Source organism: Xanthomonas sp. LF07-6 (assembly GCF_034105445.1).
GTDB classification, from domain to species: domain Bacteria; phylum Pseudomonadota; class Gammaproteobacteria; order Xanthomonadales; family Xanthomonadaceae; genus Xanthomonas_A; species Xanthomonas_A sontii.
Map to the genome: position 1 here is coordinate 79991 of NZ_JAXGGI010000011.1, position 24604 is coordinate 104594.

Sequence of the window (24604 nt, forward strand, 5' to 3'; positions counted from 1 at the left end):
TCGCCGACCAGGATGTGTCCATGACCCGCGTTCCCGTGCCGTCCCCATCCGCCGTGCGCCGGCTGCTGCTGCTGGGCGCGCTGGCCTTGCTCGGGGCCTGCGCGCACGCGCCGCAGCGCAATCCGCTGGCCACCTGGGTGCCGTCGCCGAACTACGACGCGCGCCGGCCGATCCTGATCGTCATCCATTACACCGACCAGCACTCGGTGCAGCAGAGCCTGGACACGCTGCGCTCGCACAACAGCAAGGGCAAGGTCAGCGCCCACTACCTGATCGGCCGCGACGGCACGCGCTACCAACTGGTCGCCGACCAGGACCGCGCCTGGCACGGCGGCGCCGGGCGCTGGGGCACCATCACCGACATCAACTCCGCCTCGATCGGCATCGAACTGGACAACGACGGCAAGACCCCGTTCGCACCGCAACAGATCGACAGCCTGCTGGTGCTGCTCGAGGACCTGTGCACGCGCCTGCGCATCCCGCGCACCCAGGTGGTCGGCCACGAGGACTTCGCGCCCTCGCGCAAGGTCGACCCAGGCCCGCTGTTTCCGTGGAAGCGACTGGCCGACGCCGGCTTCGGCCGCTGGCCGGCCGCCGACACGCCGCCGGCCCCGCCCGGCTTCGATCCGTGGCAGGCGCTGGCGCTGATCGGCTATCCGGTCGACGACCGGGCGGCGACCCTGCGCGCCTTCCACCACCACTACCGCGGCAACGACGCCACCGCCTTCGACGCCGAAGACCTGCGCATCCTGTACGCGCTGACCCAGCCGCTGCTGGCGCGCCCGCAGCCGGTGCCGGCGATGGAGCCGGACGCGCCCTGAGCCGGGGCGCTGCGGCCTGGGCGCCGGTCCCGGCGGCGTGCACGCCTGTCACTTGGCGTCGCCGCGGTTCTTGGTAGCATCGCGCGCCAACGGACTCCAAAGGACGCAGTGCGATGAGGCGAGGAACCACGGCCCTGTGGGCGGCAACCTTCCTGCTGTTGGGCGGGTGCAAGGACAAGGCCGCCGATGCGCCGGCCGCGGCGCAGACCCCGGCGACGGCGAGCGCGCCCGCATCCGCCGCACCCGCCGACGCGAGCGCCGCGGCGCAGCCGGCCGCCGCCGAGGTGCCGGCGCCGGGCCAGGTGCTGGCCGACATCTACGGCGCCAAGGGCGACGGCTCGGCGTCTTACGCCATCGACAACGGCGCGGTGGCCAGCTTTTGGTACGGCTATCGCTTCGACCTCGGCGGCAAGCAGTACTACACCGGTTTCGCCAATGCCACCGGCGGCAAGTACGCCAAGCCCGGGGACCCGGCCGGCGACCAGGACCTGCCCGACCCGGCCGCGACCGTCAGCATCAGCCAGGCCACCTACGTGCTCGACAGCGCCGGCGGCAAGCCGGCCTGGACCCTGTTCCACGCGCAGCGCTGGGCCGGCGACTTCGGCTCCGACGGCAAGGCCGACACCCTGGACGAGCAGCGCAAGCCGCAGAGCACCGAGACCAAGGATGGCCACCTGCTGCTGGCGCTGCCGACCACCCGCTTTGCCGACGGCATCACCAGTGCCGGCTTCGCGGTGTTCACCTTCGACCCGAACAAGAACGATCTCGGCGACTACAAGGGCTGGGTCTACCTGGGCACGGTCGCCGCCGGCGAGGACAACAGTGCCGCGTGCGACGACCAGGGCACCATGAGATGCGCCACCAGCACCGGCACGCTGAGCTTCGTGCCGCCGGCCAGCGGCAATGTGCCGTCGCTGCGGATCGCCCTGCAGGGCACGGCGGTGGAAGGGCCGGGCAAGGTGCGCACGCTGGGCCCCGCCGACGCCGTCACCTACACCTACGACGCCGCCAAGCAGCACTACACCCCGCCGCTGGACCGCTGAACGGACGGCGCGCGGATGTGACGCGGCGCGCGCGGCAGCGGTGGTTTCGGGCGTAGGACCTGGTTTAAGATGCGCCCCACGGGGCCTGATGATCAGGCGAGTCATTCGCGAGCGGCATGGGATGCTGCACTCGCCCGAAATGCCGGCGTGGATTGCCGGCGTGCGGTTCGCCATGCGCGACCGCCATCACCGCCCCTGCTCGGGGCCGGCGTGCACGTCACCTTGTTCCGTCCGAAGCTGCGCCTGCGGGGAGTGTGCTCTCCGTGCAGCGCGCCGCGTCCGCGTCGTGCGCCTCCTGCGTCACGCCGGCCGCGGTAGCGGGGCGCATCGGAATGTGCAGGTGGGTTCTTCCGGCTTCTTCACCGAATACAGGATGTTCTGGACATGTCGAACGACAACAAGCGCGCCGCTCCCGAAGTGCCACCCGATGCGGGCAGCGTGCTGTACCTGATCTACGGCTGGGACGGCGATGGCGCCGTGTCCTACGAGATCGACAACGGTGCCGTGGTGAATTTCTGGGGCGGCCGGCATTTCGAGCTGGACGGCAAGCAGTACTACACCGGTTTCAGTTACGCCACGCCGGGCCGGTACGGCATCGACGATGCGGAAACCTTCCCGAACCCCGGCGAGGGCGTCTCGCTCGGTGCCGCGACCTTCCAGCTGACCACCCCGGGCGGCGAGCGGCCGTGGATGGTGCTGCATGCGCAGCGTTACGTCGGCAGCTTCGGCGCCTACGCGCGCGCCGATGCGTTCGATACCACCCGCGCGCCGCAGCAGCATGCGCTGGGCGATGGCCGGTTGCTGCTGGCCGTGCCGACCACCCGCTTCGAAAACGGCATCACCGAAGCCGGTTTCGCCATGTTCGTGTTCGATCCGAACCGGCACGACCTCGGCGATTACCGCAGCTGGGTCTACTGCGGCACGGTGGCGGCCGGCGAGGACAACGAGGCGGCCAGCGACCCGGACGGCGTGGTGCCGCACGTGTCCAGCACCGGCACCCTGGAATTCCAGGCGGTGCCCGGCCAGCGCATGCCGGCGCTGCGGGTGGCGCTGCACGGCACCGCGATCGCCGGTCCCGGCCGCGCGCGCCTGCTCGATGGCAGTGACGTCCTGCAGTACGCCTACGACCCGGACAGCGGCCAGTACCAGCCGACGCCCGTCGCATGACTCCACGGCGCGCGGCGGCGCGCCGGTGACGCAGCACCCGATGTTCCGCAGTACGCAATCGTTCTGTTGACCGCGCACTAACAAGCTCATGGACGAGCTCGGTTGACCCAGGCGGCCGCGATGGCCGTACCTCAACCTCAAGGAGTTACACGAGATGGCACGCGATACCACCAAGGCAGAGAATCTCGACATCATCGAGCGGGAAGCCAGGCAGCGGCAGATTCCGGTCGACGATTTCATGCGTTTCGCCTACATCGAAACCGGCGGCCGCTTCGACGAGCAGGCCAGCCGCGGTCCCAACAGCGCCAAGGGCCTGTTCCAGTTCACGCCCGGCGCCGCCAGCGCCTACGGCATCCGCGGTCGCGAGCTCGACGCGGTGGCCAACACCGATGCCGCCGCGCGCATGTACCAGGACAACCGCAACAGCCTGACCCGCCAGCACGAGCGCGACGGCCGCGCCTACCTGTCCGGCAAGGCGCAGCCCGACGGCCTGGACATGTACATGGCGCACCAGCAGGGCGCCGGCGGCTATCGCTCGATCCAGGCCGCGATCGCCACCGGCCACTTCGAGCTGAAGGGCACCCGCGCCAACATCCTCAACAACGTCCCCGGCGAAAAGGATGCGCAGGGCGCGCGCCAGTTCCAGGCCTACACCGGCACCTGGCTGGCCGACTTCAAGAAGCTGTCCGACCAGGACATGGCCAAGGCCTTCGTGAAGTACTGGGACGCCAAGTACGACCACATCGCGATCCCGGAAAAGGGCATCAAGCCGCTCGCCGAGGGCCAGGCCGCCCAGGCGCCCGCGCGCACGCCGGCACCGGCCGGCGGCAAGCAGGGCGGCCACGACGGCATCGCGCTGACCGCCGCCTACGACCTGGGCGTCAAGCACGACGACGTCAAGTACGCGATCAACGTCAAGAGCAGCAAGTACTACCACCCCGGCGTGGACGGCAAGCATCTGTCGCAGGGCTACATCGACTGTTCCGGCTGGGTCACCGAGCTGCAGAACGCGACGATGAACGAGATCAACCGCAAGGCCGGCCGCGATGTGTTCGCCCAGAAGGACATGCTGGTGCAGGGCATGTCCGGCTCCGGCGAGATCGTCAAGAAGGCCTACGACAGCTCCGGCGTGCTGCTGGAGGGCAAGGACGTGTTCAAGCCCGGCGCGCTGAAGGAAGGCATGGTCATCGGCGTGGATTCGGGCAAGACCGCGCACGAGCACTGGAAGGGCATCGACCACATCATGATGGTCGTGCGCGATCCCAAGAGCGGCGAACTGCTGGTCAGCCAGTCCACCGGCAGCAAGGGCGTCAACACCATGCCGCTGGACGACTACCTGGCCACGCATCAGAACGCCAAGCTGTTCGCCTCCGATCCGCTGGCCAAGGGCCGCGACCTGCTGCAGGACCGCCAGCAGACCCAGGCGCAGACGCAGGGCGCGCAGGAGCCGCGCACGGCGCTGAAGCCGGGCGAGCAGGGCGCCGACGTCAAGGCGATGCAGCAGCGCCTGATCGAACTGGGCGTCAAGGACGACCAGGGCAAGCTACTCAGCGGCACCGGCTACTACGGCGATCGCACCAAGGAAGTGGTCGCCAACCTGCAACGCGAGAAGGGCCTGGCGCCAACCGGCATCGCCGACAAGGCCACCCTGGAGGCGATCGCCAAGCAGCCGGCGCAGGCCAAGGCGGAGGCTGCGGCGCTGGCCGACAACCCGCTGTACAAGCAGGCCATGGACCACCTGCAGAAGCAGGGACCCAACGGCGGCTTCAAGAGCGCCGAAGAGATGCAGCGCGCCGCCGGCCAGGTCGCGTTCGAGGCCAAGGTCAGCGGCATGAACCGCATCGACGACCTGGTGCTCAGCGGCGACCGCCGCGGCCTGATCGCCGTGCAGCGCAATCCCGACAACCCGCACGACGTCAATCGTGCCTACGTGGACAGGCAGCAGGCCGCGGCGGTGCCGCTGGAGCGCAGCCAGCAGCAGCTGGCCGCCGAAACCCAGCGGCAGGCGCAAGAGCAGCAGCAGCCGGATCCGCAGCGCGAGAAGACCCAGGCGCCGCGCTGATCGGTCTCGCGGCAACGGCCGCCGTCGCGCGTGGCGCGGCGGTGGTCGTGCGTGGCGATGTCGAGCGCTGCGCAAGACCGCCGCGCATGCGCCGGTGCGACATTGCCCAACGCCGGCCAAACACGATTGCCTGCCATCGCGGCGTGCGATGGACAGTGTGCACGACGATCGATTAGAACCTCGCCTTCCCGCTCGCGCAAACGACAAGGACGCAACCCCACCATGGCCATCGCCAAGGCGTTCCAACGCTCTTCCCTGCTGCTGTTGTGCGTGGCCGCCGCCGCGTGCAGCGCGCCGTCTTCCACACCCGGCCAGACGCAGGCACCGGCCGCTCCGGCGGCAGACGCTGCGGCCGCCGCGTCCCCTGCCGCCGCGCACGATGCCGGTACCCAGGCCGATGCGGGCGCCGCCACGCCGGCTGCACCGGCTGCGGCACCCGCCCCTTCCACCGCTTCAGGAGATTCCCCCGTGCTGCGACCGTCCTACGACACCTGCATCACCGCCGCCGGCGGCGCGACCCCGGCGATGCTGGACTGCATTTCCGACGAACACGCCTACCAGGACCAGCGCCTCAACACCGCCTACAAGGCGGCGATGGCCAAACTGAGCGAGGCCGAGCAGCACGCGCTGCGCGAGCGGCAGCGCAAGTGGATCGCCGAGCGCGACGAAAAGTGCGTCGCCGATCCGGACGGCGGCCAGGCCGAGCGCGTGGATGCGGCCGAATGCCGGCTGGAAATGACCGCGCACCGCGCCGACGAACTCGAAGCGCACTGACCACCCCCGTATCGAACCCGACGCGCGGCGCTTTCCACGCCGCGCGTCCTGCCAAGGAGAACGCGATGAGCGACAAGGATTGGGAACTGGGCCAGACCTCCAAACACTACGAGACCGGCGGCCGCGGCGCGTCGACCGTGTCCTCCGGCGTCGACGACCCGGGCGGCGTGTCCTACGGCTCGTACCAGATGACCTCGCAGACGACGACCCGTGAGGGCAAGGTCATCAACGGCGGCACCGTCGCCGCGTTCGTCAAGGACAGCAAGTACAGCGACGACTTCGCCGGCCTCAAGCCGGGTTCCGCCGAGTTCAGCGCCAAGTGGAAGGAACTGGCCAAGACCGACCCCGGCTTCGGCCAGGAACAGCACGACTACATCAAGCGCACCCACTTCGACAAACTGGTCGACCGGCTCAAGGACAAGGGCATGGACCTGTCCGACCGCGGCCCGGCGGTGCAGGACGCGATGTGGAGCACCGCGGTCCAGTACGGTCCGGGCAGCGACAAGAAGCCGGGCGGGTCCGGCGTGTTCCTGCGCGCCATGGAAGAGAAGTTCGGCAAGCAGGCGGATCTGTCCAAGATTTCCGACAAGGAGATCGTCAGCGCGGTGCAGGACTACAAGGCCGAGCACGTCAAGGAGCTGTTCCCGCGCGTGCACAAGCAGAAGACTCTGGACTCGCTGGAGAACCGTGCCGAGAACGAGAAGGCCGACCTGCTCAAGCTGGCCGACCTCGGCAAGACCGTGGCCAAGCCCGGCGAGCAGCGCGACGGGCACACCGCGCCGAAGCCGCACGACGGCCATCGCGAGCCGGCCGCGCACAACGGCGTGCTGGCGCGCAATGCGCAGGGCGAGGCGGTGAAGGGCCTGCAGGAGAAACTGGCCACGCTCGGTTACCTGGAGGCCAAGGATGCGATCGGCACCTACGGCCCGAAGACCGAAGCGGCGGTGGAGAAGTTCCAGCAGGACCAGCACCTGAAGGGCGTGGACGGCAAGGCCGGCCCGGAGACGCTGGGCGCGATCGACCGCAGCGTGCAGCGGCAGCAGGGCGTGGAGCAACTGCGGCGCGACAGTCCGCTGTTCGACCAGGCGGTCGCGCAGCTGGAAAAGCAGGGGCGCAACGGTGGCTACGGCGACCGCGAGTCCATGCAGCGTGCGGCCGGGCAGTTGGCGTTCGAGGCCAAGGTCAGCGGCATGTCGCGCATCGACGACCTGGTCGCCAGCACCGATGGCCGCGGCATGATCGCGGTGCAGCGCAATCCGGAGAACGCGCACGACGTGCATCGCGCGTATGTCGACCGTCAGCAGGCGGCGACCGTGCCGCTGGAGCAGAGCCAGCAGCAACTGGCGGCCGAGACCCAGCGCCAGGCGCAGGAGCGGCAGGTACAGGACCAGCAGCGCACCCAGACCCAGTCTCAGACGCCCGGGCGCTGAGTCGCCCCGCGCAGGGCGGTCATCGGCACGTGCCGCTGGCCGCCCTGCCTTGCGCAGTTCGCATCGCGCGTCGTTGCAGGCGCGCGGCAGGACAGCGGCCGCGGCCATGGCCTATGCTGCACACATGTCGCATGACCGCTTCTGCCGCCACCTTTCTTCGTCGCGCCCTGGGCGCCGGGCTGGCGCGCTGCGCGCAGTGGGCCTGACGCTCGCGTTCGCCGTCGTGCCTGCTACGTTCGCGGTGGAACCGACCACCTCACCGGCGACCACGCCGGAACAGGCGGGACTGGTCGACGTGCACACGCTCGCGCCGGACATCGCGATGGACATCCGTTACGCCGGCCACGACAACTTCACCGGTCGCCCGGTGCCCGGCTACGACGCGCCCAAGTGCTATCTGCTGGCGCCGGTGGCCAAGGCCCTGGCGCAGGTGCAACGCGACCTGCAGGCCAAGGGCTACCGCCTGCAGGTGTTCGACTGCTATCGGCCGCAGCGCTCGGTCCGCGCCTTCGTCGCCTGGGCGCGCGATCCGCAGGATCAGGTCGCCAAGGCGCGCTACTACCCCAAGCTCGACAAGGGCGTGCTGCTCGGCGACTACGTCGCCGAACACTCCGGCCACAGCCGTGGCGCCACCGTCGATCTGGGTCTGCTGGACTGCCGCCAGGGCGCTTGCCGCGCAGTGGACATGGGCACCGGCTTCGACTTCTTCGACCCCAGCGCGCACACCGACACGCCGGCCATCGACGCCACCCAGCGCGGGCATCGTCAGCAGCTCCTGAAGGCGATGGCCGCGCGCGGCTTCGTCAACTATCCGATGGAATGGTGGCACTACACCTTCCAGCCCGAGCCCAGCCCCGGCGTCGCCTTCGACGTGCCGGTGCGCTAGCGCCTCCTCGTCTTCGCCACGGACCACCCATGACCGGCACGCACCAGTTCGTCGACCTGCAATGCCCTTACTGCGGCGAATGGATCGACGTCGCCCTGGATCCGTCGGTGGACGTGCAGCAGTACGTGGAGGACTGCCAGGTGTGCTGCAAGCCGATGCTGATGACGGTGCGCTGGGACGAGGACGGCGCACCGGTGGTGAGCGCGATCGCCGAAAACGCCAGTTGATTCGCGTGCTGGCGTGGCGCGGCGCACGCCGATGCGCGACACCCTCTAGACTTGCGGCCTTGCCGACCGAGGACACCCGATGAACCTGCCGCTGCACTTCGGCCTGCTGGGCTCGCTGGAAGCCGGGCTGATCGCCTTGGCGGTCGGCTTCCTGGTGTATGCGCTGTGGCAATGGCTGGGCCGGCGGCTGGGCTGGTCCGAGGGCCAGCAGTTGGGCGGCGCCTGCCTGATCGCGGTGGCGGTGGCGGCCGGGATCGACTGCTGGAACCTGTTCTACACCAGCATCGTGCGCCTGGAGTCGCCGCTGTACGCGCGCATCGCCTTGGCCAGCATCCATGATCCGGACGAACTGGGCTCGCGGGTGGTGCTGGAAGTGGCCGGCGCCCTCTCCGGCGTGGCCCTGGCGTGGGTCGTATTCAGGGCGCGTTCAAGCGAAAACGCCGGCGACGGCGGTCACGAAACACGCTGAAACAGACGTTTTCTTTCTGCAATCCAAACGTCTTGAATGGTCGCCTTACCGCGTGCTCACCGATCCCTAACCAGCGCGGTAACGCGCTGCGCGGACGCCGTGGTTAACGAAGCGTTTTTCGGCGAATTTCGACAGGGAATGGATTCAGTCTGAGACCGGCACGGTAGCGCCGTGTTCCGGAATCGACCGGACATGCCACACCGAGAGAGCCAAGGAGAATCCACCCATGAACATTCGCACCCGCACCCCGCTGATCGGTACCGCCGCCCTTCTCGCCGCCGCGCTGGCCCTGCCGGCGTTCGCCCAGGACGCGCAGGCCGATGCCGCCGCGCAGGCGCAGACGCAGTCGTCCACCAGCGCCACCGGCCAGAGCGGGCAGGCCGGCGCGGCCTCCGGCGGCGCCCAGACCTGGGCCGACGTGGATACCGACAAGGACGGCGCCATCAGCAAGCAGGAGGCGCAGGTCAACGCCGGCCTCAGCCAGATCTTCGCGCAAGCCGACGCCAACCACGACGGCAAGCTGACCCCGGACGAGTACAAGGCCTACGTCGCCAAGCAGCAGGGCGGCGCGGCGACCGGCAGCGACAGCAACGGCGGCCAGTAACCGGAGCGGTACCGGCAAGGCGGTCGCGCGGCGATGAGGACGCGCGCCGCCTGGCCGGGGCCGACCCTGGTGTACCACGAGCGACCCTGGTGTACCACGAGCCTCGTGGTGCACGCTGACGCTTCACCACGACGGCGGCCTTGGGCCGCCGTCGTGCGTTGTGCTGCAGGACAGTGCCTGTCGTCTATTGGTCGGCGACCCGCTGCTATGCTTGGCGGATGATGCCGACACCTACCGCCTTGCGTTCCTCTCCCATCGCCCTGGTCGGCTTCGACGGCGACGACACCCTGTGGAAGAGCGAGGACTATTACCGCGACGCCGAGGCCGCGTTCGAAGCCATCCTCGGCCAGTACCTGGACCTGCAGGACGCCGGCACCCTGCAGCATCTGCTGGCGGTGGAGCGCCGCAATCTCAAGGTCTTCGGGTATGGCGTGAAGGGCATGACCCTGTCGATGATCGAAGCGGCGATCGAGCTGACCGAGGCGCGCATTTCCGCGCACGACATCGGGCGCATCGTCGAGATCGGCCGCGCCACCCTGCAGCATCCGGTGGAGGTGATCGCCGGCGTGCGCGAGGCGGTGGCGGCGATCGCGGCCGAGTTCGAGATCGTGCTGATCACCAAGGGCGACCTGTTCCATCAGGAAGCCAAGATCGCGCAGTCCGGCCTGGGCGAGCTGTTCCCGCGTATCGAGGTGGTGTCGGAGAAGGATCCCAAGACCTACGCCAAGGTGCTGTCCGAGTTCGGTATCGGCGCCGAGCGCTTCGTGATGATCGGCAACTCGCTGCGCTCGGACGTGGAGCCGGTGATCGCGCTCGGCGGCTGGGGCATCCATACGCCGTACACCACCACCTGGGCGCACGAGGCCGAGCACGGGCTGTCGGCCGACGAACCGCGCCTGCGCGAAGTGGCCGCGGCCGCGGACTGGCCGCAGGCGGTGGCCGATCTCAACCGGCATGCGGCGAGCCTGCAGCGGGGCTGAGCCGCTGCCGCGTCAGGCGGCGTGGCGTACCGGCCTCTGGCCTTGTCGCGTAGGAGGGGCTTCAGCCGCGACACCGCCGAGCCTGCGGTGCACATCCCTGCCAGCTTGCCGCGCTGACAGCGCCCACTGCCTCCGGCAGAATCGACGCATGCCTCCGCTTCCGTCTCCTGCCGGTCTGTTCCTGTGCGCTGCCCTGTTGGCTGTCGGCCCGGCCATGGCGCAGGGGACGGTAGCGCCCGCGCGCGCCCCTGCCTTCGAGAGCGGGGAAACGGCACCGGTCGAGGTGCCCGGTACCGACGATGCCTGGATCGATCGGCAGTTGCTGGACATCGACCGCTACGCCGCGCGCTACCCCGACAGCTTCCTGGACGAGGTGGCGCGCTACGCGCAGATGCCGCGAGGCTATGCCGAGGTGCTGCTGCGCGAGCGGCGCTGGCCGCCGCGCGATGTCTATGTCGCCGCGTTCCTGGCCAAGGCCGCGGGACGGCCTTACCGCGAGGTGGTGCGCGCCCGCACCGCGGCCGGCGTCCCTGCCGGCTGGGCAGTGGTGGCGAGCGACATGGACGCGCCGCCCGGCTCGCTGGCCTACCGCGCGCTGCGCCATGCCATCGTCGCCAGCTACGACCACTGGGATCGGCCGATCGTGCTGGACGCGCTGTTGCGCCGGCAACTGGGCGACCGCGCCGCACGCGATCGCGCCGCGGCACAGCCGCAGGACGGATCCACGCGTACGCAATAAGCGCGGTGCAGCACAACGACACAGAGCGGCCGCCTGCACGTGCGCCCATGTCGTTGCGCGAACGTCCCGTTGCCCTGCACGGCATGCAGGCACCGGTATGCATCAACGTCAGCGCACACAAGCCCCTCTCCCCCCGGGAGAGGGGTTGGGGTGAGGGTCGGGGCGCGCAGCGCCCCAGGCAGTTTGGGTGCACAAGGCTGCGCCCGGATCCTCATCCGCCCCTGCGGGGCACCTTCTCCCGGCGGGAGAAGGAGACAGCGGTGCCGGCCACTCGCGTGCCGCACCGGTACGCGCCGCGCATTCATCCGCACTGGCCGCGCCGCCGCCACAGCGCGAGAATAGGCGTTCTGCCGGTCCTGCCGCCGGCGCCACCGCCGTCCCGGACCGCCCGATGACCAATGCCTTCGTTTCGCCCGACGCTATCCGCAGCCTGTTCGCGCAGGCCATGTCCGACATGTACCGCACCGAGGTGCCGCTGTACGGCACGCTGATGGAGCTGGTGGCGCAGGTCAATGCGCAGACCCTGGCCGCGGACCCGGCACTGGAGGCGCAGCTGCAGCGCAACGACGAACGCGCGCGCCTGGACCAGGAGCGGCACGGCGCGATCCGCGTCGGCACCGCCGAGGAACTGGCCACGCTGCGCCGCCTGTTCGCGGTGATGGGCATGGCGCCGGTCGGCTATTACGACCTGTCGGTGGCCGGCGTGCCGGTGCACTCCACCGCGTTCCGCCCGCTGGAGGCGGCGGCGCTGGCGCGCAATCCGTTCCGCGTGTTCACCTCGCTGCTGCGGCTGGAGCTGATCGAAGACCCGGCGCTGCGCGAGCAGGCGGCGCAGATCCTCGCCAAGCGGCGCATCTTCACCGACGGCGCGCTCGCGTTGATCGCGCAGTGCGAACGCGACGGCGGCCTGGCCGACGCCGACGCGCAGCGCTTCGTCGCCGAGGCGCTGGAAACCTTCCGCTGGCACAGCGACGCGACCGTGAGCCTGCCGACCTACCGCGCGCTGAGCGAGGCGCACAAGTTGATCGCCGACGTGGTCAGCTTCCATGGCCCGCACATCAACCACCTGACCCCGCGTACCCTGGACATCGACGCGGCGCAGGCGGAAATGCTGCGCCGGGGCATCGATGCCAAGGCGGTGATCGAAGGCCCGCCGCGTCGCGCCTGCCCGATCCTGCTGCGCCAGACCAGCTTCAAGGCACTGGAGGAAACCGTGCGCTTCCCCGCCGGCGCGGACGACGCCGAGGCCGGCACCCACACCGCGCGGTTCGGCGAGATCGAGCAGCGCGGGCTGGCCCTGACGCCGAAGGGCCGCGCGCTGTACGACGCGTTGCTGGAACGCGCACGCGCCGCCGACGGCAGCGCCGGTGCCGACTACGCCACGCGCCTGCAGGCGGCCTTCGCCGATTTCCCGGACGATTACGCCACCCTGCGCCGCGAGGGCCTGGGCTACTTCCGCTACGCACTGACCGACGCCGGTCGCGCCGCCGGCGCCGAGGCCCTGGCCGGAAAGCCGGCCGAAGCGCTGATCGCCGACGGCCTGGCCAGCGCCGACCCGATCGTCTATGAGGACTTCCTGCCGGTCAGCGCCGCCGGCATCTTCCAGTCCAACCTCGGCGGCGGCGAACAGCGCGCCTACGCCGCGCACGCCAACCGCGCCGCGTTCGAGCAGGCGCTGGGCGCGACGGTGCACGACGAGTTCGCCATCTACGCCGGTATCGAGCGCGATTCGCTGGAGGCGTTGGCGGGTTGACAGCTGTGTTCCTGTTGTCAACGGCGGTAAGACAAGGACGATGTCCGACGTCGTGGCTACTTGTCTCTGGATGTCCGAGGTTTGGTTGCACCACCAATGATGTCGCCTGATTTGAAACTGCCGGCGTCACTGGTAAGGGTTTCACTTGACGGTACCGTCGATTGGTATCAGTATTTGAACCGAAAACCGGCCGTTTGCAGGTGACATATAAGCGGGGCTTGCCCCCCACCTGCATCCGGCCATCTTATTGCCTAGGGAGATGGGCATGCATCGGCGCTTTGCCGTCCTGCTGGATGCGGGATTCGTCAAAAGAAAATTGAAGTCAAGCGGTGAAGTTTCCGCCAACCGCATACAGCAACTTGTAGAGGCAATTCGCAAGCACGAATGCCTTCAGGATTGCCTTCTGCATCGCGTCTACTACTACGACGCTGCGCCACTTGGAAGATCGGTTGAGCAGCCTGTCACTGGCGAGGTCATCGAGTACGACAAGACGCCTGTGTTCCAATCCAACGTGGCCTTGGTGAGGGATGTTGCCAAGCTTCCCCATTTTGCGCTTCGTCAGGGCGAATGCAGCCACGATGGTTGGATGGCAAAGTTCAAGTCGCTGAAGAGCGCGGGGAACTACGATGCCGGGTCTGACACGTTGAAGCTGAAAAGCTCGGACCTGAAACCGGTCATCAAGCAAAAAGGCGTGGACATGCGTATCGGCATGGATATCGCTGCCTTGACTCTAAAAAAGCATGTGGAAGTCATCGTACTTGTCACGGCAGACAGTGACTTCATTCCTGCAATGAAGTTTGCGCGTCGGGAAGGCGCGCAACTCTATTTGTTCAGTCTCGGCCATGGAACAAAAGAGGATGTGGTCGAGAACGCAGATCTTATGATTGTGTCGACAGCTAAATCTCTGATGGACGCGCTGGCGGCATGACCGGTTCCGCGCCTCGGAATTCGAAACGGATGGCGCGAGGTGCTGTGCTCGACAAGATCTAGGTCGCGCGCCGCGCTCCCGCCGGATTAACCCGCGTAACGCGCCTTCAGCATGGCATACGCCGAACGCAGCGCCAGTGCTTCGCCACCCGCCGGGCGGCCGGGGCGGTCGCTGTCGTTCCAGGCGTACACGTCCAGGTGTGCCCAGGCCTGCCGCGCCGGCACGAAACGCTCCAGATACAGGGCGGCGGTCACCGCGCCGGCCATGCGCGAGCCGGCGTTGGCCAGGTCGGCGACCGAGCTGGTGAGGTAGCGCAGATAAGGACGCCACAGCGGCATGCGCCAGACCGGGTCGCGGGTGCGCTCGCCGGCGGCGATCCAGGCCTGCGCCAGCGTGTCGTCGTTGCAGAACAGTGCCGGCAGATCCGGACCCAGGGCGATGCGCGCCGCGCCGGTCAGCGTGGCGAAATCCAGGATCGCGTCGGGGCGCTGCTCGCCGGCGTAGGCCAGCGCATCGCACAGCACCAGGCGGCCTTCGGCGTCGGTGTTGTCGATCTCCACGCTGGTGCCCTGACGGGTGGCGATCACCTCGCCCGGGCGGAAGGCGTTCGGGCCGACGGCGTTTTCCACCGCCGGCAACAGCACGGTCAGCCGCAGCGGCAGGCGCTGCGCCATCACCAGCCCGGCCAGCGCCAGCGCGTGTGCGGCGCCGCCCATGTCCTTCTTCATGTTGCGCATGCCGTCGGCCGGCTTCAGGTCCAGGCCGCCGGTGTCGAAGCACACGCCCTTGCCGACCAGCGCCACGTGCGGATGCGCCTCTTCGCCCCAGCGCAGCACCAGCAGGCGCGGCGCGCGGTGCGAGGCGCGGCCGACCGCGTGGATCGCCGGGAAGTTCTGCTCCAGCAGCGCGTCGCCGACGATGCTCTCGAACTGCGCGCCGTGTTCCTGCGCGATCGCGCGTGCGGCCTCTTCCAGTTGCTCCGGCCCCATGTGCTCGGTCGGCGTGTTGACCCAGTCGCGCACGCGCAGGCTGGCCGCGATCAGGTCGCACACTTCGGCCTGCGGCGTGGCCAGCAACTGTGCCGGCAGCCGCGGCGGTTGCTTGTAGCGGGCGAAGCGGTAGCTGCCCAGGCCCCAGCCCAGGTGCAGGGTCGCCAGCGTGTCGGCGTCCAGCGCGCTGTCCACGCGCCAGGTGCTGCCGGCCGGCAGCGCGAACGGCGCATGCGCGTAGGCATACGCATCGCCGCGATCGCCAACGCCCAGCACCGCGGCCGCCACGCCGTCGGCACCCGGCAGCAGCAGCACGCTGCCCGGCGCGGCCATGAACTGCTGGGTGTCCATCCACGCCACCCACGCGGGCGATTGCGCCGCGCGCCATTCGGCCAGGTGCTCGCGGTCGAGCACGTACAGCGGCAGCGCATGGGTGGAGGCGTCGGTGAAGCCGGTCGGCAGGGACATCAGCGGATCCTTGGAAGAGGGAGAAGACCGGTGGGCGAGAGGGCGCGGATCAGGCGCGCGCCGCGTCGGCCGGCTGGGTCGCGTCCAGCCAGTCGGCCAGGCCGGTGAGGGTGTCGAAGTGCAGATCGGGTGGGGTCGGCGGATGCCAGGCCTGCGCCTCGCGGTTGATCCAGCAACCGCGCAGGCCGGCCTGCATCGCACCGACCACGTCGATCTCGATATGGTCGCCCACGTGCAGCACCTGTGCGCAGGGCAGGCCCAGGCGCGCGCAGGCGGCGCGGAAGATGCCCGGGTCCGGCTTGGCCGCGCCGTGTTCGCGGGCACTGAGCTGGAAGGCGAAATGGTGGTCCAGGCCGATCGTGGCCAGGTCGGCGTTGCCGTTGCTCAGCGCCACCACCGGCACGCGCGCGGCGATGCGCTCCAGCGCGGCGATGCTGTCCGGGTAGCACTCCACCTGATTGCGCGCGGCATGGAACACCGCATACGCAGGTTCCAGCAACGCTTCATCGGCGCCGCTGTCCTGCAGCGCACGGCGCAGGGTCAGCCGACGCAGTTCGCTGAGGTCGTGGTGCAGGTGCGGATGCGCGGCGAACACCGCTTCGCGCAGCTGCCGCATCGCCGCGACCGGGAAGCGCGCGGCGGTGGCCGGGCTGTGCTGCAGCAGCCAGTCGTGCAGCACCTGCTCGATGCGCGCGCCGATCGGTGCGAACGGCCACAGGGTGTCGTCCAGATCCAGCGTGATCGCGCGGACGGGGAAGGAGGGCATGGAAGTCACCGGCGCATTTTACGCCAAGCGTCGCCGCCGCCGCGGGCCGGGCCCGGTAGACAGCACTCGCGCGCTTCCGCCAATCCCCAATCCCGACTCCCCAAACCCGGCTTCACTCCAGCAGCCGCGCCCAACGCTGCATGCCTTCGACCCGCGCCAGCACCATTTTGATGCACACCAGCAGCGGCACCGCCAGCAGCAGGCCGATCATGCCCCACAGCCAGCCGAACAGCATCAGCGCCAGGATCAGCATCAGCGGCGAGATCGCCATGCGCCGGCCGAGCACGATCGGCGTCACCACCTGGCCTTCCAGGGTGTGCAGCGCCAGGTACAGGATCGCCGGCAGCGCCGCGCTCAGCGGTTCGCGGAAGGCGACGAAGCCCATCAGCAGCATCAGCACCGCGCCGATCAGCGGCCCCACGTAGGGCGCGAAATTCAGCAGCGCCACCACCGTGCCCCACAGCAGCGCTTCCTGTGGCGGAATGCCCAGCAGGATCAGAATGCCGGCGAAGATCAGGCCGACCAGCGTATTGATCACGGTGATGGTCAGGACGTAGCGCGAGACCTCGCGTTCGATCGAGCGCAGGATCTCGGTAGTGAATTTCTGTTGCTGGCGGCTGGGCAGCAGCGCGATCGCATGGCGCTGCAGGTTCTCGCCGAACACCATGAAGAAGAACGTCAGCAACACCACCGCCAGCGCCGAGGCGGCCACCCGCGGGGTCCGCACCAGCGCCTTGTACGGGTCGTCCATCTGCGTGCGGATCACCTGCACGCGGCGTCCGCTCTCGCCGCCGGCGGCGCGGGCGAAGTTCTCCGCGGCCTGGTTGGCCTGCTGCATCGGCTTGGTCAGGTCGCGCACCTGGGTGGCCAGATGGCGCAGCTGTGCCGGCGCCTGCTGCGCCCACTCGGCGGCGGGGCCGGCCAGTTGCACGGTCAGCGTCGTCGCTACCGCCATGCCCGACAGCAGCACCAGCAGCGCGGCCAGGAAGCGCGGCAGGTACAGCCGTTGCAGCATGCGCAGGATCGGGTTGCCGACCAGGGCGAAGAAGGCGGCGAGCAGGATCGGCAGGATCACGTCCTGTGCGGCCCACAGCGTGTAGCAGACCGCCAGGGTGGCCAGCACCACCAGCGAGACCGGTCCGCGCGGGCGTGGAGCGGGCGGCGGCGGCAGGGGGCCGTGCGGGGCGTCGTCGGCGACGACCGCGGGATCGGGAACTGTGCTCATCGGACCTGCGATGCAGTGGCCGCGGCGCGCGCCGCAGTGCACGCGCCGAACGGCGTCGAAAAGGAAGCGAAGTGTAGGCCGGATCGTGGCCGGCGCGATATCAAGGCGGCGTGGCCGCCGCGTGCGCGCGGCGTGGCGGCCCAGGCCAGCCACGCGCCGCCCAGGAACGTCAGTCCTTGCCCTGGCGCTCGGACAGGTCGGTGGCCGCTTCGGCCGCGGCGGGTTGCCCGGGGCGCGAGGCCATCGGCGGCCGCGGCGGCTGCGGGCGGACAGCGGATGGGGGAACGGGTGCAGCGGGGGGCGGGGCCTGGGTGGCGGCATCCACGGCCGCATCCTGTGCGGTGTCCGCCGCTTCCTCGGCATCGTCGGAGGCGCGCTCGGCGTCATCGGACGCGCTCTTGGCGGTGGTGGCGTTGATCAGGCTGGAGAGCGCGCTGAGCATCTGCAGCCAGCGCGCGCCACCGAGCTTGCCGACCACCGCCGCCGGTTCGGCGCGGCCGACCAGGAAGCCGGTGCCGAGGCCGACGATCACGATCCGCCACGGCGTCCAGCCTTCGCGCCAGACCTGCTGCAGGGTCGTCCAGTGCGTGCGCACCTGCTCCTGGCGTCCTTCCAGCACCGCTTCGGCGCGGGCGATGCGGTGCTGCAATTGCCGCAGGGTCATGGTGTGGCCTCGCGCTTGGCGACATCCTCGTCGCCGTCCTCGTCGTCGCCGCCGATGCCCAGCTTGGCCAACTGGCGGCGGGTGGCGTCGAGCTTGCTCATGTCGAAGTAGCGCAGCGCCTGCCAGGCGCCGAGCGCGGTGACCACCAGGCTGAAGGCCGCAGTCGCCGAGATCGACGCCAGCCACGACCAGCCCATGCGCTGCAGCAGGGCGATCATCGCGCCCATCAGCAGCATCCAGGCCGAGGCGCCGAACGCCACCGACACGGTCAGCCACACCAGTGCCCGCGCCAGTGCGGCGCGGGCCAGGGCGAAGTCCGCGGCCACCAGCTTGCGCAGCGCGCGGCCGGTGTCCAGGGTGGCATTGAGTCCTTCGCGCCCGGCCGTGCCGAGCGCGCGGAAGGATTCCTCCAGCGACGGTGCGGCCGCGGCGTCTGCCGGGGCGCCGTCGGTGCGGGCCTGCTCCTCGCTCACGCGCGGCTTACTTGTCGCCGCCGCTGCGCGCCAGCTTGGCGATGATCCAGCCGGTGGCGAAGGCCACGCCGAACGAGGCCAACGGACGCTCGCGGATCAGCTCGGCGGCGCTGTCGATCAGGTCGCGGCCCTTGTCCAGCAGCACGTCCACCTGCTCCTTCGCCGCCGCACCGCCGAACTCGGCCGCCGCCAACCCGGACAGCGCGCTGTCGGACAGCTCGGCCTTGACGTTGGCCTTGCCCAGCTTCAGTTCTTCGCCGGCGGCACCGGCAGCGCCCTTGATCGCGTCGCCGGCGTAGCTGGCCGCGGACTTCAGGTGCGCGCCGGCTTCGCTCAGGTTGTCCTTGAGGTTCTCGGTATTGGTCGGGCTGGCATTCATGGGCATGTCTCCTCTGGGGTTTGGGGGCCTGCCGTCCGCCATCGCGGACGCTGCGCAGAACGGGGCGACACCAATACCATCGGCGGGGTGTACGGGGTGTTAGCTCGTCGCCGCAGGCAGTGCGCCATAGTGTCGGCGCTCGCCGCCGAGCGGCCAAGTCCCGGAGTGACTGTAATGCACGCGTACGGCAACCGGAGCGGCCATGCCGGGGTGGTCGCCTACGACAGCGGCCCGGACTGGATCTTGCTGCGCTTCGCCGACGGCGCCACCTACCGCTACGACCGTCAGCATCCCGGCCTGCTCCAGGTCATGGAGATGCAGCGCCTGGCCGCCGCCGGGCGCGGTCTCACCACCTACTTGAACCAGCACGTGCGCGACGATTACGCCGCGCGCCTGGACTGAGCGTGCCGGCTCACTGCATGACCAGGTCGGCCTGCGCGCCGCCGCGCACCACGCGCAGCACCAGTTGCGCCGGCTTGCGCGCGAAGTTGGCGCGGTAGCTGGCCAGGTCGGCGAATTCGCCGACCGAGGCGGCCACCACGATGTCGCCGCTGGCCAGGCCGTTGCGCGCCGCGCGGCTACCGCGCGCCACGTTGCCGATCAGCACGCCGGAGATGCCTGACTGGCGCAGCGATTCGGGCAGGTCGGCGAAGGTTGCGCCGCTCAGCCGCGGATCCAGCGACTCGCCGCTGATCGCACGCGGCTGTTCCTTGAGCGTGGCCTTGAGCTGCAGCGGCTTGCCGTCGCGGCGCACGTCCAGGGTCACCGTGCTGCCCACCGGCTGCAGGCCCTCGTAGTTGTGCAGCGCCTCGGCGCTGTCCAGGCGCTCGCCGTTGGCGCCGGTGATCACATCGCCCGGCTGCAGCCCGGCGGCCGCGGCCGCCGAGCCGGCCAGCACCCGCGTCACCAGCGCCCCGCGCGGCGCCGACAGGCCCAGGCCCTGCGCCATCTGCGTGGTCAGGTTCTGCGTCTCGATGCCGAAGGTGCCGCGGATCATCACCCCGTTGTTCTTGATCAACTGGTCGACCACCGCGCGCGCCAGGTTCGACGGGATCGCCAGGCCCAGGCCGATGTTGCCGGCCATGCTGCCCTGCGGGTTGAAGCTGGCGGTGTTGATGCCGACCAGTTCGCCGCGCAGGTCCACCAGTGCGCCGCCGGAGTTGCCGGGGTTGATCGAGGCGTCGGTCTGGATGAAGTTCTGGTAGCCCAGGCCGCGGATGCCGTTGCGGCCCATCGCCGAGACGATGCCGGAGGTGACGGTCTGGGTGAAGCCGAACGGGTTGCCGATGGCCGCGACGAAATCGCCCACGCGCAGCTTGTCGCTGTCGCCCAGGCGGATCTCGGTGAGGTTGTCGGCCTTGATCCGGATCAGCGCGATGTCGGTGTCCGCGTCCGAGCCCATGAACTCGGCCTTGAAGCTGCGCCCGTCGGCCAGGGTCACCTGCACGTCGTCGGCGTTCTCCACCACGTGGTGGTTGGTCAGCACGTAGCCGTTCTTCGCGTCGATGATCACACCCGAACCCAGCGACTCGTTGATGCGCTCCTGCGGGATGTCCGGGAACAGGCGGCGCAGGATCGGGTCGTTGAAGAACGGATTGCGCACCCGCACGACTTGCTTGGTGTTGATGCTCACCACCGCCGGCATCACCTTCTGCAGCATCGGCGCCAGCGACGGCAGCGGCTCGCCGGCCACCGCGGACGGCAGGCGCGCGGCCCCGGACAGCGGCGGCGCCGCGACCGGCGCCGCCTCGGCGCGGTTGTCCAGTTGCGCATTGATGGCGGTGGCGGCGAAACCGCCGAAGGCAGCGGCGGCGGTCAGGGTCAGCAGCGTGGGCAGCGGTCGCATGGGGTCGGTTTCCGGGGAACACGGGAGACGTGGGGCAGATGGGCGCGCGTGCGCGTAAATCAAGATGAACGCGCGGCGTTTAACCGCCAGTGAAAGCGTTCCGACGCCGCCTGCGCAAGGCCGCCACGGCACCCCGCGTGCACACCCGCTCGACGGCACGTGATCGGCGCGCGACGACGTTGACAGTCGGCCTGCCCGGCGTTAGCGTTCACGCTTGCATTAGCCACTACATGTAGCGGTATCGATTCGGTACGGCACTAGAACTAGGGTTTTCTTCACCAGGACTTCACATTCAGGGGCGCGCTCGGCGGTGCATGACGGGACGGTGACAGGGGACGTCGCGGAATCAGGGGATTTTTGATCGGTCGAGGGCAGGCGCCGCGTGCGCTGCCGCGGCCGTCGCTGCCGTGCAGCGCAAGTGCGATATAGACAAGACACACGGCGGATGACCACCCATCCGCCCCATCGGGACAGGTTCGAGGAGAACACAGCAGAATGAGTACGGTGCGCCTGGAAGTCGTCCAGACCGGATCCAAGCACGACCCCATCCCGATGCAGCCGGCGTCGCAGGACATCTGGGACAAGAAGTATCGGCTCAAGACCAAGCAGGGCGATCCGCTGGATGCCGACATCGACGGCACCTACCTGCGCGTGGCCCGCGCGCTGGCCGACGCCGAGGTCGGCGAGGAGCAGCGCGCCTACTGGTTCGAGCGCTTCGCCTGGGCGCTGCGCCGCGGCGCGATCCCGGCCGGGCGCATCACCTCCAATGCCGGCGCGCAGGAACACAAGCCGGCCACCAGCACCATCAACTGCACCGTGTCGGGCACCATCACCGACTCGATGGACGGCATCCTGGAGAAGGTCCACGAGGCCGGGCTGACCCTCAAGGCCGGCTGCGGCATCGGCTACGAGTTCAGCACGCTGCGCCCGCGCGGCGCGTTCGTGGCCGGCGCCGGCGCCTACACCTCCGGGCCGATGTCGTTCATGGATATCTTCGACAAGATGTGCTTCACCGTGTCCTCGGCCGGCGGCCGCCGCGGCGCGCAGATGGGCACCTTCGACGTGTCCCACCCGGACGTGAAGGATTTCATCCGCGCCAAGCGCGAGGACGGGCGCTTACGCCAGTTCAACCTGTCGCTGCTGATCACCGACGGCTTCATGCAGGCGGTGGAGCAGGACGCCGACTGGCCGCTGGTATTCCCGGTGAACCGCAAGGAAGAGGCCGACGTCGACCTGGCCGACGCCAGTGCCGTGGTGTGGCGCGACTGGCCCACCCACAAGGACTACATCGTGCGCGACGACGGCCTGGTTGCGTGCAAGGTGTACGGGCACATCCGCGCCCGCCACCTGTGGGACATGATCATGGTTTCCACCTACGACTACGCCGAACCGGGCTTCATCCTGATCGACCGCGTCAACGAAATGAACAACAACTGGTGGTGCGAGAACATCCGCGCGACCAACCCTTGCGTGACCGCCGATACCTGGGTGCAGACCGCCGAGGGGCCGCGTCAGGTCGCCGATCTGCTGGGCACGCCGTTCCTGGCGCGGGTCGATGGCGGCGACCATGCCACCGGTGCGGAGGGTTTCTTCAAGACCGCGCACAAGCAGGTGGTGCGACTGCAGACGCAGGAAGGTTACGCGCTGCGCCTGACCGCAGACCACCGCGTGCGGCGCGTGGTGCGCCAGACCCGCTGGTCGCTGGACACCCAATGGTGCCAGGCGGACCAACTGGTCGCAGGCGACCGGGTGCTGCTCAACAATCACCGTGCCGGTGCGGAGTGGGGCGGCGCACGCAGCTACGAGGAAGGTGTCCTCCTCGGCATGCTGGTGGGCGACGGCACGCTCAAGCAGGACGCCGCCGTGTTGTCCGTCTGGCCGCAGGCCGCCGCCGTCAATGCGGCGCCGCTGGCACCGGTGGCGCTGATGGACGAAGCCCTGCGCTGCGCGCGCAGCCTGCCGCACCGTGCCGACTTCGCCGGCTGGAGCGAGGTGCGCGACCGTGGCGAGTACCGTCTGAAGTCGGCCGCCTTGCGCGATCTGGCGCTGGAGCTGGGCCTGCGTCCGGGCGACAAGACGATCACCCCGGCCGTCGAGAAGACCTCCAGCGATTTCCATCGCGGCTTCCTGCGTGGCCTGTTCGACACCGACGGCTCGGTGCAGGGCAGCCAGGAGAAGGGCGTCAGCGTGCGCCTGGCACAGTCCGACCTGACGCGGCTGGAGGCAGCGCAGCGCATGCTGTTGCGGCTGGGCATCGCCTCGCAGATCTATCGCGACCGGCGCCCCGCCGGCACCGCGTTGCTCCCCGACGGGAACGGCGGCACGCGTGCCTACGCCACCAAGGCGCAGCACGAACTGGTCGTCAGCGGCGACAACCTCGATGCCTTCGCCCAACAGGTGGGCTTTGCCGACACCGCCAAGGCCAACCGCCTCAAGGCGCTGCTGTCCGGCTACCGTCGCCAGTTGAACCGCGAGCGCTTCGTGGCGACCGTGCAGTCGGTGGCCGCCGATGGGATCGAAGACGTCTACGACGTGCAGGTCCCCGGCATCAACACCTTCGACGGCAACGGTCTGCACGCCCACAATTGCGGCGAGCAACCATTGCCGCCCTACGGCGCCTGCCTGCTCGGCTCGATCAACCTCACCACCTTCGTGCGCGAGCCGTTCACCGAGCGCGCCCGCTTCGACTGGGAGGAATACAAGGAAGTGGTGCGGGTGTTCACCCGCATGCTCGACAACGTGGTCGAGGTCAACGGCCTGCCGCTGCAGCAGCAGCGCGACGAGATCATGCGCAAGCGCCGCCACGGCATGGGCTTCCTCGGCCTGGGCTCGACCATGACCATGCTGCGCATGAAGTACGGCAGCGCCGAGTCGTGCGAGTTCACCGAGTCCATCGCCCGCGAGATGGCCGTAGCCGGCTGGGAGACCGCGCTGTCGCTGGCCAAGGAGAAGGGCCCGGCGCCTATCATGCAGGAGACCTTCGAGGTCACCGCGGCGATGCTGCGGCAGCGCCCGGAGATGGTGCGCGATGGCTGGCGCGTCGGTGAGCACATCGAGGGCCGGCTGCTGCACGCCAAGTACAGTCGCTACATGCAGCGCATCGCCGAGGTGGCGCCGGCGCTGGTCGAGGAACTGGCCGAGGTGGGCGCGCGCTTCACCCACCACAGCTCCATCGCCCCCACCGGCACCATTTCGCTGAGTCTGGCCAACAACGCCTCCAACGGCATCGAACCGAGCTTCGCCCACCACTACAGCCGCAACGTGATCCGCGAGGGCAAGAAGAGCAAGGAGAAGGTGGACGTGTTCTCCTTCGAGCTGCTGGCCTACCGCCACCTGGTCAACGCCAAGGCGATGCCGTTCGCCGAGGACGCCGCCGCGCGCCTGCCGGACTACTTCATCGCCGCCGACGACATCCACCCCAAGGAACACGTGGACGTGCAGGCCGCCGCACAGAAGTGGGTGGACAGCTCCATCTCCAAGACCGCCAACGTCCCCACCGACTATCCCTACGAGCAGTTCAAGGACATCTACCGCTACGCCCACCAGCAGGGGCTGAAGGGCTGCACCACGTTCCGCTTCAACCCGGCCGCCTTCCAGGGCGTGCTGGTGAAGGAGGCGGACCTGGAGAACACCACCTACCGCTTCGAGCTGGAAGACGGCAGCGTGGTCGAGGTCAAGGGCAACGAACAGATCGAATACGACGGCGAGATGCACACCGCCGCCAACCTGTTCGATGCGCTGAAAGAAGGGTATTACGGCAAGTTCTGACGCCGTCCCGTCTCCCCTTCGCGCCGGCGGAGGGGAGGGCGGCGGTGGAAGCCCCGGAAGTGCGGTGCGCCGCGCTTCCCCAACGTTTCCCCACCGTCCGCCGAATGTCGCCGTTTCCGGCTCCCCGCTTCGCTGCAATCGGT

The 24604-nt window shown here is 69.3% G+C and carries 23 protein-coding genes; 16 read left to right on the forward strand and 7 right to left on the reverse strand.

What is annotated here, in order from left to right:
- The first annotated feature begins 20 nt into the window (after positions 1-20).
- The 14 genes from SLW56_RS15945 to SLW56_RS16010 all read left to right on the forward strand — a co-directional run bounded on the left by SLW56_RS15945 (position 21) and on the right by SLW56_RS16010 (position 13883).
- Positions 21-821 (forward strand): N-acetylmuramoyl-L-alanine amidase, encoded by an 801-nt coding sequence (locus SLW56_RS15945; RefSeq protein WP_152238227.1) that lies wholly within the window; start codon positions 21-23, stop codon positions 819-821.
- A 113-nt stretch (positions 822-934) separates the two neighbouring features.
- Positions 935-1864, forward strand: a complete 930-nt coding sequence (locus SLW56_RS15950) for a hypothetical protein (RefSeq protein ID WP_152238226.1) — start codon at positions 935-937, stop codon at positions 1862-1864.
- A gap of 384 nt (positions 1865-2248) precedes the next feature.
- The gene (locus SLW56_RS15955; RefSeq protein ID WP_320695135.1) at positions 2249-3031 is read left to right on the forward strand and encodes a hypothetical protein; all 783 of its coding nucleotides are present in this window, start codon (positions 2249-2251) and stop codon (positions 3029-3031) included.
- A gap of 154 nt (positions 3032-3185) precedes the next feature.
- Entirely contained in the window at positions 3186-5093 is a 1908-nt protein-coding gene (locus SLW56_RS15960; protein WP_320695136.1) for a peptidoglycan-binding protein, read from the forward strand.
- A gap of 222 nt (positions 5094-5315) precedes the next feature.
- On the forward strand, positions 5316-5867 hold the full coding sequence (locus SLW56_RS15965; RefSeq protein ID WP_267085017.1) for a lysozyme inhibitor LprI family protein: 552 nt from the start codon (positions 5316-5318) through the stop codon (positions 5865-5867).
- Positions 5868-5932: 65 nt separating this feature from the next.
- A complete protein-coding gene (locus SLW56_RS15970; RefSeq protein WP_320695137.1) occupies positions 5933-7297 on the forward strand; it encodes a peptidoglycan-binding domain-containing protein in 1365 nt (454 codons plus the stop codon).
- Between the two features lie 196 nt (positions 7298-7493).
- Positions 7494-8183, forward strand: a complete 690-nt coding sequence (locus SLW56_RS15975; RefSeq protein WP_267123128.1) for a M15 family metallopeptidase — start codon at positions 7494-7496, stop codon at positions 8181-8183.
- A gap of 29 nt (positions 8184-8212) precedes the next feature.
- Positions 8213-8410: a CPXCG motif-containing cysteine-rich protein gene (locus tag SLW56_RS15980; RefSeq protein ID WP_010340161.1), complete on the forward strand. Its 198-nt coding sequence runs from the start codon at positions 8213-8215 to the stop codon at positions 8408-8410.
- Positions 8411-8489: 79 nt separating this feature from the next.
- Positions 8490-8879, forward strand: a complete 390-nt coding sequence (locus tag SLW56_RS15985; RefSeq protein WP_017910737.1) for a hypothetical protein — start codon at positions 8490-8492, stop codon at positions 8877-8879.
- A 226-nt stretch (positions 8880-9105) separates the two neighbouring features.
- Positions 9106-9483, forward strand: coding sequence for an EF-hand domain-containing protein (locus SLW56_RS15990; protein ID WP_320695138.1), 378 nt, complete (start codon positions 9106-9108; stop codon positions 9481-9483).
- A gap of 221 nt (positions 9484-9704) precedes the next feature.
- Positions 9705-10463, forward strand: coding sequence for an HAD family hydrolase (locus tag SLW56_RS15995; RefSeq protein WP_039729194.1), 759 nt, complete (start codon positions 9705-9707; stop codon positions 10461-10463).
- A 148-nt stretch (positions 10464-10611) separates the two neighbouring features.
- Positions 10612-11202: a hypothetical protein gene (locus SLW56_RS16000; protein ID WP_226977710.1), complete on the forward strand. Its 591-nt coding sequence runs from the start codon at positions 10612-10614 to the stop codon at positions 11200-11202.
- 391 nt (positions 11203-11593) lie between these two features.
- Positions 11594-12955, forward strand: a complete 1362-nt coding sequence (locus SLW56_RS16005; protein ID WP_152237035.1) for a VOC family protein — start codon at positions 11594-11596, stop codon at positions 12953-12955.
- A gap of 265 nt (positions 12956-13220) precedes the next feature.
- Complete coding sequence (locus SLW56_RS16010) at positions 13221-13883, forward strand: NYN domain-containing protein (RefSeq protein ID WP_026144719.1); 663 nt, start codon at positions 13221-13223, stop codon at positions 13881-13883.
- A gap of 86 nt (positions 13884-13969) precedes the next feature.
- Here SLW56_RS16010 and SLW56_RS16015 read toward each other — a convergent pair whose 3' ends face one another.
- The 6 genes from SLW56_RS16015 to SLW56_RS16040 all read right to left on the reverse strand — a co-directional run bounded on the left by SLW56_RS16015 (position 13970) and on the right by SLW56_RS16040 (position 18847).
- On the reverse strand, positions 13970-15340 hold the full coding sequence (locus SLW56_RS16015; RefSeq protein ID WP_148829544.1) for a leucyl aminopeptidase family protein: 1371 nt from the start codon (positions 15338-15340) through the stop codon (positions 13970-13972).
- Positions 15341-15389: 49 nt separating this feature from the next.
- Positions 15390-16106 (reverse strand): HAD family hydrolase, encoded by a 717-nt coding sequence (locus SLW56_RS16020; RefSeq protein WP_017910744.1) that lies wholly within the window; start codon positions 16104-16106, stop codon positions 15390-15392.
- Between the two features lie 112 nt (positions 16107-16218).
- Entirely contained in the window at positions 16219-17331 is a 1113-nt protein-coding gene (locus SLW56_RS16025) for an AI-2E family transporter (protein ID WP_017910745.1), read from the reverse strand.
- Between the two features lie 169 nt (positions 17332-17500).
- Positions 17501-17995: a hypothetical protein gene (locus SLW56_RS16030; RefSeq protein WP_267110498.1), complete on the reverse strand. Its 495-nt coding sequence runs from the start codon at positions 17993-17995 to the stop codon at positions 17501-17503.
- Positions 17992-18468: a phage holin family protein gene (locus SLW56_RS16035; protein WP_152237030.1), complete on the reverse strand. Its 477-nt coding sequence runs from the start codon at positions 18466-18468 to the stop codon at positions 17992-17994. The genes SLW56_RS16030 and SLW56_RS16035 overlap by 4 nt, the downstream gene beginning before the upstream one ends.
- 7 nt (positions 18469-18475) lie before the next feature.
- Positions 18476-18847: a hypothetical protein gene (locus SLW56_RS16040; protein WP_010340149.1), complete on the reverse strand. Its 372-nt coding sequence runs from the start codon at positions 18845-18847 to the stop codon at positions 18476-18478.
- A 174-nt stretch (positions 18848-19021) separates the two neighbouring features.
- On the opposite strand from SLW56_RS16040, the gene SLW56_RS16045 reads away from it, so the two are divergent.
- Positions 19022-19249 carry a hypothetical protein gene (locus tag SLW56_RS16045; protein WP_320695139.1) on the forward strand — a complete coding sequence of 76 codons (228 nt, stop codon included), beginning with the start codon at positions 19022-19024 and terminating at the stop codon, positions 19247-19249.
- Positions 19250-19259: 10 nt separating this feature from the next.
- Here SLW56_RS16045 and SLW56_RS16050 read toward each other — a convergent pair whose 3' ends face one another.
- Entirely contained in the window at positions 19260-20693 is a 1434-nt protein-coding gene (locus tag SLW56_RS16050) for a Do family serine endopeptidase (RefSeq protein ID WP_017913191.1), read from the reverse strand.
- A 495-nt stretch (positions 20694-21188) separates the two neighbouring features.
- Between SLW56_RS16050 and SLW56_RS16055 the strand changes: the two genes are divergently transcribed.
- Positions 21189-24461, forward strand: a complete 3273-nt coding sequence (locus SLW56_RS16055) for an LAGLIDADG family homing endonuclease (protein ID WP_267085013.1) — start codon at positions 21189-21191, stop codon at positions 24459-24461.
- The last annotated feature ends 143 nt before the right edge of the window (positions 24462-24604 follow it).